General features: G+C 69.4%; 11 protein-coding genes. 5 read left to right on the top strand and 6 right to left on the bottom strand.

Annotated features, from left to right (window positions below):
- Positions 1-71 precede the first annotated feature (71 nt).
- A complete protein-coding gene (gene hppD, locus ML539_RS00240; protein ID WP_243319513.1) occupies positions 72-1,181 on the top strand; it encodes a 4-hydroxyphenylpyruvate dioxygenase in 1,110 nt (369 codons plus the stop codon).
- Positions 1,182-1,474: 293 nt separating this feature from the next.
- On the opposite strand, the gene ML539_RS00235 is transcribed toward hppD, so the two are convergent.
- Positions 1,475-2,488, bottom strand: coding sequence for a guanosine monophosphate reductase (locus tag ML539_RS00235; RefSeq protein ID WP_243319511.1), 1,014 nt, complete (start codon positions 2,486-2,488; stop codon positions 1,475-1,477).
- 105 nt (positions 2,489-2,593) lie between these two features.
- Between ML539_RS00235 and ML539_RS00230 the strand changes: the two genes are divergently transcribed.
- Together ML539_RS00230 and ML539_RS00225 are read left to right on the top strand one after the other, a co-directional pair.
- Positions 2,594-2,998, top strand: a complete 405-nt coding sequence (locus tag ML539_RS00230; RefSeq protein WP_243286864.1) for a prepilin-type N-terminal cleavage/methylation domain-containing protein — start codon at positions 2,594-2,596, stop codon at positions 2,996-2,998.
- Between the two features lie 51 nt (positions 2,999-3,049).
- Positions 3,050-3,571, top strand: coding sequence for a DUF4149 domain-containing protein (locus ML539_RS00225; protein WP_243319509.1), 522 nt, complete (start codon positions 3,050-3,052; stop codon positions 3,569-3,571).
- Here the strand turns inward: ML539_RS00225 and ML539_RS00220 are convergent.
- Both ML539_RS00220 and hflX read right to left on the bottom strand, forming a co-directional pair.
- The gene (locus ML539_RS00220; RefSeq protein ID WP_243319507.1) at positions 3,553-3,843 is read right to left on the bottom strand and encodes a hypothetical protein; all 291 of its coding nucleotides are present in this window, start codon (positions 3,841-3,843) and stop codon (positions 3,553-3,555) included. The two genes, ML539_RS00225 and ML539_RS00220, sit on opposite strands and share 19 nt — an antisense overlap.
- 146 nt (positions 3,844-3,989) lie before the next feature.
- On the bottom strand, positions 3,990-5,180 hold the full coding sequence (gene hflX, locus ML539_RS00215) for a GTPase HflX (RefSeq protein WP_243319505.1): 1,191 nt from the start codon (positions 5,178-5,180) through the stop codon (positions 3,990-3,992).
- 55 nt (positions 5,181-5,235) lie between these two features.
- On the opposite strand from hflX, the gene ML539_RS00210 reads away from it, so the two are divergent.
- Together ML539_RS00210 and ML539_RS00205 are read left to right on the top strand one after the other, a co-directional pair.
- Positions 5,236-6,462: an ABC transporter permease gene (locus ML539_RS00210; protein WP_243319504.1), complete on the top strand. Its 1,227-nt coding sequence runs from the start codon at positions 5,236-5,238 to the stop codon at positions 6,460-6,462.
- Positions 6,459-7,109, top strand: coding sequence for an ATP-binding cassette domain-containing protein (locus ML539_RS00205; protein ID WP_243319502.1), 651 nt, complete (start codon positions 6,459-6,461; stop codon positions 7,107-7,109). The genes ML539_RS00210 and ML539_RS00205 overlap by 4 nt, the downstream gene beginning before the upstream one ends.
- Positions 7,110-7,121: 12 nt before the next feature.
- On the opposite strand, the gene ML539_RS00200 is transcribed toward ML539_RS00205, so the two are convergent.
- From ML539_RS00200 to ruvX, 3 genes are all read right to left on the bottom strand, one after another.
- Entirely contained in the window at positions 7,122-9,425 is a 2,304-nt protein-coding gene (locus tag ML539_RS00200; protein ID WP_243319500.1) for a PAS domain-containing sensor histidine kinase, read from the bottom strand.
- Between the two features lie 258 nt (positions 9,426-9,683).
- Entirely contained in the window at positions 9,684-10,562 is an 879-nt protein-coding gene (locus ML539_RS00195; RefSeq protein ID WP_243319498.1) for an NAD(P)-dependent oxidoreductase, read from the bottom strand.
- Between the two features lie 20 nt (positions 10,563-10,582).
- The gene (ruvX, locus tag ML539_RS00190; RefSeq protein ID WP_243319495.1) at positions 10,583-11,020 is read right to left on the bottom strand and encodes a Holliday junction resolvase RuvX; all 438 of its coding nucleotides are present in this window, start codon (positions 11,018-11,020) and stop codon (positions 10,583-10,585) included.
- Positions 11,021-11,122 lie beyond the last annotated feature (102 nt).

Below are 11,122 nucleotides of genomic sequence, written 5' to 3'. Positions count from 1 at the left end.
AACATCATTCATGTGACCCCCGTCACGTCCCCTCGGGCCCAGACTGGGCGGTCTGCTCCGATGAGGTTTCCATGTCCGCTCCCAGCTTCGCCCTGACCGCCCCCTCCAACCGGAAGCCCGGCGGCAATCCCATGGGGCTGCAGCGCATCGACCACTTCCAGCTGACCGGCTCCGTCGAGCGCCTGGAGCCCCTCTACCGCGGCCTGGGGTTCGCCCGCGTGGCCAGCGGATCCCACGCCTGGGGCCGGATGGTCCACCTGCGCCAGCAGCGCATGGACATCCTCATCTTCGAGGCCATGGCTTCTCATCCGGCCGGCCGCTACGCCCAGACCCACGGAGAAGGCGTCTGCGCGCTGAATTTCCTGGTGGACGACCTCGACGTGGCCATGGCCCAGGCCCGCGCCCAGGGCGCCCGCGTCATGCGGGAGCCCGAGACGCACGCCCTGGGCGACGGCACGCTCCGCTTCGCGGCCATCCAGGGCGTGGGCGACGTCTGGAACTTCCTGGTGGAACGGACAGGCGTCCTGGCCTCCTTCTGGCCCGGCCTCGCGCCCGACCCGGCCCCGGCCTTCTGCGATCCCGGCCTGGTGCGCGTCGATCACCTCACCAACAACGTGGGCCCGGCCGAGATGGATGCCCTGGTGGACTTCTACGAGCGCGTCTACGGCTTCGTCGTCACCCGCGAGTTCCACATCCGCGGTGCCCTGGGCACGGGCCTCGACTCCAAGGTGGTCCAGAGCGCCAACAACCAGGTGATCATCCCCATCAACCAGCCCACGGACGAGAAGAGCCAGGTCCAGGAGTACGTGAACCGCCACAAGGGCCAGGGCGTGCAGCACATCGCCCTCTCCACCAACGACATCTTCCACACCCTGCGCACCCTGCGAGACCAGGGGTTCAAGTTCCTGCGGGTTCCCGACACCTACTACGAGCTGCTGCCGGGGCGCATCGCGGCGAACGGCTACACCGTGCGGGAGGATCTGGCCACCGTGCAGGAACTGGGCGTACAGATCGACGGCGACGAGACTGGCTACCTCCTGCAGATCTTCACCGAGGACCAGATCGGTCCGCTGTTCTTCGAGATCATCCAGCGGCGGGGGAACATGGGCTTCGGCGAGGGCAACTTCCAGGCGCTGTACGACTCCATTGAACTGGATCAGAAGAAGAGGGGCGTTCTCTAACCCCGCCCCTGTTCCCCTCGAACCGGGGCCGCAATGCGACCCTGGTTCATGCGCTCCCTATCGGAGGCTCCACCGGAGCCTCCGATGGCCGGTCGCGCCATGGGCTTCGGCGAGGGCAACTTCCAGGCCTTGTACGACTCCATTGAATTGGACCAGAAGAAGAGGGGCGTTCTGTAATCCTCCCTTCCTGATTCGCTCCTCGCCGGGTCTCGGCTCCGCAGCCTCCGCCGGAGCCCGCTACGCCATCCGGCGGTCGCGACCATCGAGCTCGACCAGAAAAAGAGGGGCGTGCTCTAACGCAGCGTCTTGTGGGGCAGGCCTTCGATCCATCCGGCGGGGGAGACCTGCACGTAGTTGAGCTTGCGCTGGAGCTCACGGATGGTGTTCGCGCCAGCATAGGTCAGGCCCGAGCGCAGGCCGCCGACAATGTCGGCGAGGATCTCCTCCTCGTCTTCGCGGTAGGGGACCTCCGTGGACACCCCTTCGGCCGTCTTCCAGCCCGTGAGCCCGCCCAGGTGGTCGTCGGCCACCTCCTGGCTGGCCATGCCCCGGTACACCTTGCGGGTGGGCGACCCGGCGTCGTCCCTGAGCGGCTCTCCCGGCGTGGGCCGCGTGCCGGCCAGCATGCCGCCGATCATCACGAAGTCGGCGCCGAAGGCCAGGGCCTTCACGACGTCTCCCGGGGTGCGGATGCCCCCGTCGGCCACAATGGAGCGGTCCGCCCGGGAACACTCCTTGATGGCCGTGAGCTGGGGCACGCCGAAGCCGGTCTTGATGCGCGTGGTGCAGACGCTGCCCGGGCCGATGCCCACCTTCACGATGTCGGCCTTCACGCTGGCCAGGTAGTCCGCCCCCGCGTAGGTGGCCACGTTCCCCGCCATGATGCATTCGTTCGGCAGGATCGCCCGCATCCGCTTGACCATCTTGCCGACGTACTTGGCATGGCCGTGGGCCACGTCCACGCAAAAGTACTGGGCCCCCGCGTCCCGGAGGGCCTCCACCCGCTCCATCTCCGCATCGGCCGTGCCCACGGAGACGAAGGTGGGGAAACGGCAGCGCCGGAACATGGCGACGTTCTCCTCCACGGACATGAACCGGTGGAGGACGCCCATGCCGCCCCGCTCGCCGATGAAGTCGGCCATGGCCTCCTCGGTCACCGTGTCCATGTTCGCCGTCAGGACGGGCAGCTCCAGCCGGAGCCTCCCGGTCTTGTCGGTCATGCTGATGTCCACGATCCGCCGGGATTCGTGATGGTTGTAGGCCGGAATGAGGAGAACGTCGTCGAAGGTGATGGCGGTTTCGGGCATGGGGCCCCCTTCCGGACGGGCCCAGCATACGTCGATCCAGCCGTCCGGGCCCGGGCAATCCCGCAACCGCCCCCCGGCCGGCCTGGGCTGCGCTAAGGTAATGCCATGCGCCTCGTCCCCTCCCGCCAGCGCGGGTTCACCCTGATGGAACTGCTGGTCGTCATGACCATCCTGGCCCTCCTGGCCACGATCGGTCTGGTGGGCTACCGGTACAAGACGACGGTGGCCCGTGAGGCCGTCCTCAAGGAGAACCTGTTCCAGATCAACCACGCCCTCGAGCAGTACCGGGCGGATCGCGGCAAGTACCCCTCGAGCCTCGCGCCTCTCCGGGAGCTGGGCTACCTGCGGGACATCCCCTGGGATCCCATGACCCAGTCCCGGGACACCTGGCAGCTCGAAACAGAGCCCCCGGATCCCGATAACCCTGATGCCGACCTGGGCGTGTGGCGCGTCCGAAGCGGCTCCGCCGACAAGAGCCCCACCAACCAGATCCCCTACAACGAGTGGTAGGGGAATCCTCAGGCTCCAGTCCTCAGTCCTCAGCTTCCAGCCCGGGAACCCATGAGCCCCAGCACCCTGCACCGCCTCGACCGCATCACCACAGCCCTCCTGCTGCTCTGGGCGGGCGCCGCGCTGGGCTTCGGCGTGTTCTCCGCGCCGGTCTTCTTCCGCGAGCTGCCCAGCCGCGACGTGGCGGGCCACATCGCCGGCCTCATTCTCGGCCGCCTGGACTGGGCGGCCTGGACGGTCTTCGGCCTGGCGGGGCTGAGCTGGGGCGCCCGGTGGATCGCCGAGGTGAAGGAGGACCTCATCGGCCCCATCCGCCTCTGGAGCGCCGCCTGGCTGGTGGCCATGCTCATGTGCCTGGCCAGCACCTTCGTGGTGACGCCCAAGGTCCGGGCCATCCGGGCCCGCATCGACGCGCCCATCGAGACGCTGGCGCCGGAGCATGCGGACCGCGTGGCCTACAACAAGGCCCACAGCCTCAGCCGCAACCTCTTCTTCCTGCGCATCCTCCTGGCCCTGGGCCTGGCGGCCACCGTGGGGATGCTCCCCCGGAAGGGTCAGGCCCCCTCGGCCTGAACGCGGTCCCCATCCTTCAGGCCTAGGGGCGGATTCAGCACCACCATGCCCCAAGGGTGGAGGGCCTGGAAGCGCACCCGGCCATCGGCCTGCGCCACGGCCGCCAAGGGGTTGCCCTCCCGCAGGGCCAGGGCCTCGGCAGGCACCGCGAAGCGGCTCGCGGCGGCCACCTTCAGCGCCACATGGACGAAGCCTCCCGCCAGGAAGGCCCGGTCCCGGTTGTCGAGGGCGCCTCTACCAGCAGGGTGCGGATCCGGCGCTTCTGCGTTCAAAGAATGAGATCGCCTGATGAACGGCAGACCTCAACCACAAAAGAGGAACGTGACATACGCGAAGGGAACTCGACTCATCCCGGACACCCCTTCGCACGCTTCGCGTTGGCCTTTCGGCTTCCTTTGGAACTGAACGCAACCTTGAATCAGACCGCCGGAGCGGGATCCGGCAGCTCCCAGTCCTCCAGCTCCCGGGGCTTGGGCGGCCCGGGGATCAGCTCCCGGAGCCAGGCGCGGATCTCGGGAATCCCTGTGCTGTGGAGGGCGCAAGCCTGGACGGCCCCCGGGTGCCGCTTCTTCAGGTCCAGCTTCTGGGGCCGGTGCAGGCGGTCCACCTGGTTCAGCACCAGCAGGCGGGGCTGGGCGTCACCGTCTTCGGGGGCGCAGCCGATCTCCCGCAGGGTGGCGCCCACCACCTTGAGGTGATCCTCCAGGTCGGGGTGGGCGGCGTCGGCCACCACCAGCAGGGCGTCCGCCGTGCGGACCTCGCCCAGGGTGCTGCGGAAGGCCGCCACCAGCTGGTGGGGCAGCTTGCGGATGAAGCCCACGGTGTCCGCCACCAGGCAGTGCTTGGGTTCCAGGCTGCCCTCCCCGGTCCCGGGGTCGAAATCCTGGCCCAGCCAGGCCTTGCGGGTGGTGGTGTCGAGGGTGGCGAAGAGCAGGTCCCGCGGCTCGCCTTCGCCCGTCAGCGCCTTCAGGAGGGTGGTCTTGCCGGCGTTGGTGTAGCCCACCAGGGCCACCCGGGGCAGGCCCTGGGGCCGGCCCTGGCGCTGGGTCTCCCGCACCTGCTCCAGGTGGGTGAGCTCGCGCTTGAGCTGGCTGATGCGGGTGCGGATCATGCGGCGGTCCACCTCGATCTGGGTCTCGCCGGGGCCCCCGCGGACGCCCACGCCGCCCACCTGGCGCTCCAGGTGGGTCCAGGCCCCCTTGAGGCGGGGCAGCTCATACTCCAGCCGGGCCAGCTCCACCTGGGCCTTGGCCTCCCGGGTCTGGGCCCGCTGCTCGAAGATGCTGAGGATGAGTCCCGTGCGGTCGAGGCAGGTGAGGTTCGTGAGCTTCTCGATGGCGTTCACCTGGCTGCCGCTCAGTTCGTCGTCGCAGATGAGGTGCCGCACCCCCTGTCGGGCGGCCTCGTCCGCCAGGGCCTGGAGCTGGCCGGAGCCGTAGAAGGTGCGGGGGGCGATCTGGGGGCGCTTCAGGCGGCGGTGGGCCCAGACCTCGAAGCCGCAGCTGCGGGCCAGCTCCACCAGCTCCAGCAGGTGGTCCTCAATGCGGTCCTCCCGGTCCTCGGGGCCCTGGCGGGCGATGAGCAGACAGCGGGGCGGGGTTTCGGCCATGAGCCAAAGCTGCCGTGCCCGGAGGCAAGATTCAAGTCCCGGCTACCCTGGTGGCATGGCCCTGTTCGAACGCACCATCGCCGACCGCTACCTGAAGACCCACCGGAAGGGGGCCTTCGTGCGGATCATGGTCATCCTCACCCGCTTCGGGACAGCCCTGGGCGTCTTCGCCATGGTGGTGACCCTGGCCCTGATGAACGGCATCCGCGAGGAGATCCAGGCCACCCTCTACAGCGCTACGGCCCACTTCACGGTGTACCACCTGGCCGGTGATATACCTGACACCGAGGGGGCCTTGAGGACCATCCGTGCGGTGCCCGGCGTCCAGGCCGTCTCACCCATCCGGTTGGAGAAGGGCCTGCTGCGGCGCACGGACAGCGATATGCCTCCGGAGCCCGTAATCATCAAGGCCGTGGATCCCGCAACAGCCCACGGGACTTCAAGCATCTTCGATTCCATGAAGCCCATCCCGGTAGAGCAGTTGAAGGAGGGCGAGATCGTTCTGGGCAAAGAGCTGGCCCAGCGCCTCAGCCTGAAAGTCGGCGACACGGTGGCCCTGGCTTTCTTTCGCTTGGAACTTGGACTAGGCGGCCAGCAGCCCAAGGTGGCGGCCTTCCGAGTTGCGGGCACCTTCTACAGCCACAGCTCCGAATACGACAAGGCCTGGGCCTTCATCCACCTGGCGGACTCCATGCGGATCGCCCGGTCCGATGGCCGGGCCGAGATGATCGAAGTGCGTGCCCAAGGCATCAACCTCATCGATGAAGTGAAAACCCGAGTGCTCGAGACCCTGGGCCCTGGCTACATGGCCACCGATCTGAGGGAGTCCAATAAGACACTTTTTGCCGCGCTGGCATTAGAGAAATGGGGATTCGCCGCCGTATTCGGCCTCATCGTGCTGGTGGCGGCCTTCAACATCGTGGCCTCCCTGGTCCTCCTGGTGACGGAGAAGCGCCGGGACCTGGGCGTGCTGCTGGCCCTGGGCGCCACGCCGCAGCAGATCCAGCGGCTCTTCGAGCTGCAGGGCCTGCGCATCGGGGCCGTTGGCACCGCCTGGGGCCTGGGCGTCAGCGTGCCGCTGTGCCTCATCCTTGACCACTGGAGGCTCCTGAAGCTGCCCGCCGCGGTCTACGACTTCATCACCTACATGCCCTTCCGGCTCAAGGTGCTGGATGTCGTGCTGGTGGCCGTCTTCCCCCTGCTGGTCTCCTGGCTGGCCGCGCGCTACCCCGCCAAGAAGGCCGCGGCCCTGGACCCCGTCGACGCGCTGAGGGCCGAATGATCGGAGAACCCCTTTCCATCCGGGACCTGCACAAGACCTACCCCGGCAACGCCCATCCGGTCTTCGACGGCTTCTCCCTCGACGTCGAAGCCGGCAGCCTCTGCGCCGTGGTGGGCGTCTCCGGCGTGGGCAAGACCACACTCCTGAACTGCGTGGCCGGCTTGGATCACTGGGAGGGCGGCAGCATCGCCGTGGGCGGCGGCCCCGTGCCCGCAGGCGCCGAGGCCCGGGCCCTCTACCGCCGCCGCCGGGTGGGCCTGGCCTTCCAGCAGCCCCACCTGCTGCCGGAGTTCACGGTGCGGGAGAACCTCCGCATGCCCCTGCTCATCGATGGCGACGGCTCGGCCGAGGCCGAGGCCTGGATCGGACAGCTGCTATCCACCGTGGGCCTGGGCGATCTCGGCGAGCGGCTGCCCGGCCAGCTCTCCGGCGGTCAGGCCGCCCGGGCAGGCTTGGCCCGCGCCCTGGTGCGCAAGCCCGCCCTCTGGCTGCTGGACGAGCCCACGGGCAACCTGGATCCCGCCACGGCCGAGGAGGTCTTTGGCTTCCTGATGGACCTCCATGCCGAGCTGCGACCCACCACCCTGCTCGTCACCCACAACCCGGGCCTGGCGGAACGCTGCATGCGGACGGTGCGGCTCGGGTGAGCCGAGGCGGGCTCAGGCCATCTGCCCCAGCTTCAGCTTGAGGTCCATGAGCGTGAAGGGCTTCAGGATCAGTCCCACGTGGGCGCCCTGCTCGAGGATCCGGTCGCCCCGCTCGTCCCGGTAGCCCGTGGCCAGCAGGACCGGCAGGTCAGGCCGCAGGATCCGGAGCCGCCTCAGGGTCTCCTCGCCGTCCATGCCCGGCATGCTGAGATCCAGGATCACGAGATCCGGGTCGTAGCCCGCCTCCAGCCGCTCCAGGGCCTGGGCTCCCCCGGCCGTGGCCAGCACCTGGTGCCCCAGGGCCTCGAGCATGACCGGCACGGTGCCACGGACGAGCTCGTCATCGTCCACCAGCAGGATGCGGAGGCGGCGACCCCTCGCTTCGTCCGCCGGGGGGATTCCCACCTCGAAGGGAAGGTCGGCCTGGTACGTCGGGAAGACGAGGGTGATCTCCGTGCCCTGGCCCGGCGCGCTGCGGAGGTCCACGCGACCGCCATGGGCCTTCATCACGCCATAGACCAGGGCCAGGCCCAGGCCGGTGCCCTTGCCCGCCGGCTTCGTGGTGAAGAAGGGCTCCAGGGCGCGGGCCAGCACTTCCGGCGCCATGCCGTGGCCCGAGTCCTCCACGACGAGCTCCGCGGTTCCGCCCGTTCCGGAACGGGTGGCGAGGCGCAGGCGGCCCCCCTCGGGCATGGCATCCAGGGCGTTGACGCAGAGGTTCATGAGGGCGTTGGAGATGGCGCTGGGATCGCCCATCACCAGGGGAAGGCCCTCGGCCAGCGCCAGCTCCACGCCCACCTTCTGCAGCGTGGTCCGCTGGAGGAGGGCGGCCTCCTTCCGGACCACCTCGTTGAGGTCCAGGGGCTGGGGTTCGGGGAGGTCCTTTCGGGCGAAGTCGGTCAGCCCCTTCACCAGGTCCCGGCCCCGGCCTGCGGCATGGAGCAGGGTGTCCATGGACTTCACCAGGTCCGGATCGTCCGGGCGCTTCTCCCTGAGCATGGACGCCACCGCCATGATGGCCGCCAGCACGTTGTTCATGTCGTGGGAGACGCCTCCCGCCAAGGCGCCGAGGGACTCCAGCTTCTGCCCGTGGGCGACCTCGGCCTCGAGCCGCCGCCGCTCCTCCTCGGCCTCGCGGACCGGCGTCAGGTCGACGGTCGCGGTGCCCACGCCGGTGATCCGTCCCTCTGCGTCCCGCACAGGCTCGCAGTAGAAATCCAGGAACAGGCGACGTCCCGGGCGGTCCAGCCACATCTGCTGATGGATCTCCGCGCCCTCCTCCAGCACCCTCCGCTTCAGCTCATCCAGCCGGGCCGCCTGGTCGGGGGGGAACAGGTCGGCGTCGCGTCGGCCCACCATGTCCTCGGGCCTTGCGGTCCGCTGGTTGTAGGCCCATACGTAGCGCAGGTCCCGATCCTGGACGGCCACCGACACGGGCGCATTCCGCAGGGCCAGGCGGAAGCGCTGCTCGCTCTCGCGCAGGGCCTGAAGCGCCTCCACCCGCTCAGTGATGTCCTCCGAAAAGATCACGATGCCGCCCACGGTCCCGTCGGCGGCATGCCAGGGCCGGAGTTCCCAGCGCCGCCAGTACACCGTCCCGTCCTGCCGGACGAACCGGTCCTCGTCCGAGTGCAGGACCTCGCCCGCCAATCCCCGCCGGTGGGCCTCCCGCCAGGCCTCGGGGATCTCCGGGAAGATGTCGTAGTGGGAGCGCCCCAGGATGGCCTGCTCGCCCAGGTGGAAGTCGCTGAGCCAGCGCCGGCTCACCGCGAGGTACCGCATCTCCCGGTCGAACATCGCCAGGGCCGCCGGGGCGTGGTCGATGAGCATCTGCAGGCGCTCCTGGCTCTCGCGGAGGGCCAGTTCCGTACGTTTGCGCTCGGTGATGTCCTGGAAGGTGCCCTGGATGCGGACCACCCGCCCTCCCACGACCACCGGCTGGCCCTGGGTCCACACCCACTTGCGCGCCCCTGTGGCGCTCACCAGCTCCAGTTCCAGGTCGTAGGGACGCCCCTTCTCGATGGCCTCCTGGATGGCCCGCTCGATCAGGGGCCGGGACTGGGCCGTGTAGAAGTTCAGGCCCAGGGCGGCGGAGGTCGGCGTCGAGGGATCGAGGTCGTGGATGCGGGCCACCTCTTCTGTCCACCAACCCTCGCCTGAATCCACTTCGAAGCTCCAGCCCCCCACCTTGGCCATCCGCCCGATGCGGGGCAGGAAGCTGGTGATGGCGTCCTCGAACCGCCGGCCGCGCCGCTCCTCGGACCGGGCATCGCCGGAGGAGGCGTCGTCCGGCCCCTGAGCCTCCTTCAGGCCCACGGCCGGGATCCTTCCGGAGTCCCCGTCGCCAGGAGTCCGCGGACGGCGCCTGCCTTGCGGAAGGCTGGATGGAGAGATCGGAGGGAACCTGCCATGCCTGGACCCCTGGAGTCGGAGAGGACGGCCTTTGGAGCGACCCGGAGGCCAGCTCCTCGCGACCCATCATGCATCGGTTTGACCTGCTACAACCTCAAGAAAGTTCTCGATTCCCATGAATCCAGGTCGGCAAAAAAAGAGGCAACCTGGAGTCGCCCCCCTTCAAGCCAACCCCGCATCCTCCCGGCTGAGGCGGGAGAGGGCGGCCAGATCCTGCTCGCCGTAGCCCTTGGCCACGGCGGACAGGAGGCGGTCCCGCAGGAGGCTGGCGATGGGCAGGGGGGCCTGGTAGGCCTCGGCAGCGCGGAGGGCCAGGCTCACGTCCTTCAGCCCCAGGCGCAGGGCGAAACCCGCGGGCTCGAAGTCGCCCCGCACCACGGCGCCCCCGTAGGCATCTGCCAAGGGGGACTTCAGCAAGGCCGTATTGAGGATCTTGAGGGTGGTCTCCGGCGCGACCCCCGCCTTCTCACCGTAGGCGAAGGCCTCGCTGAGGGCCTCCACGGCGGTGACGAGGAGACTGTTGCCCGCCAGCTTCATGGCGTGGGCCGTGGAGGCCCGCCCCCCCAGCGGGAAGGTCCCCTGGCCCAGGGCCTGGAACAGGGGCTGGCACCGGGCCACCTGGTCATCGGGACCGGCGGCCAGGATCCAGAGCTGGCCCGAGGCCGCCGCGGGCGGGCGACCGAAGACCGGCGCCGCCACGAAGCCCTGCCCGGCTTCGGCGTGGGCTTCCCCCAGGCGGGCGGAGGTGGCGATGCCGATGGTGCTCATGGAGACGTGGATGGCCTCCGGGGCAAGGACCTCCAGCAGGCCACCAGGACCGAAGGTGATGGCCTCTTCCGCGGCGTCGTCCGAGAGCATGGTGATGGCGACCTCCGCCCCCGCCACGGCCTCCCGCACGGAGCCCGCCACCTGCGCCCCCAGCGCCCCGAAGGGCCGGGCCCGGGCCATGTCCCGGTTGAAGACCGTCAGCTCGAAGGCGCCCACCAGCCGGCGCGCCATGGGATCACCCATCCGACCCAGGCCCAGGAATGCGATGCGCATGGCTCCCTCCCGTCAGGGGATCAATCCAGACGACTGGCGGGGATCCCCTTGGCCCGCCGGTCCTCCAGCAGCTCGTTCAGGATGACCGCCGCCGCGGCGGCGTCCAGCAGGAGCTTCCGCTTGTCGGCTCTCACGCCCCGCTCCCGCAGCAGGCGGTCGGCCTCGGCGCTGGTGAGGTGCTCGTTCACGAAGCGCAGGGGCAGTCCCGCGCGTGCCGCGAGAGCCTCGCCGAAGGCCCTGGCCGCCGGAGCCGTGGCGCTCTCGGCGCCGTCCTTGTGCCGGGGCAGGCCCACGCAGAGGGCCTGCACGCCCTCCTCCTTGCAGAGCCGCGCCAGGCGATCCAGGGTGCGCGCCTCCTCCTGGGGCCAGACCTCGAAGGGCGAGGCCAGGATCTCCAGCTCGTCCGAGAAGGCGAGGCCGAGCTTCTTCGTGCCGTGGTCGATGGCGAGCCAGCGCATGACCTCAAGCGTATCGGGACCCTGGACCTCCCAGGAACCCTTCCTGGAGCGGGACTTCATCATCGTCCGCTCAGGCTTCGGCGGCAGCCTGAGCGCACTGCG

It is taken from the genome of Geothrix sp. SG200, assembly GCF_022808935.1.
Taxonomy (GTDB): domain Bacteria; phylum Acidobacteriota; class Holophagae; order Holophagales; family Holophagaceae; genus Geothrix; species Geothrix alkalitolerans.
Note: the sequence above shows the minus strand (reverse complement) of the source record. Positions and strands in the feature narration are given on the sequence as shown.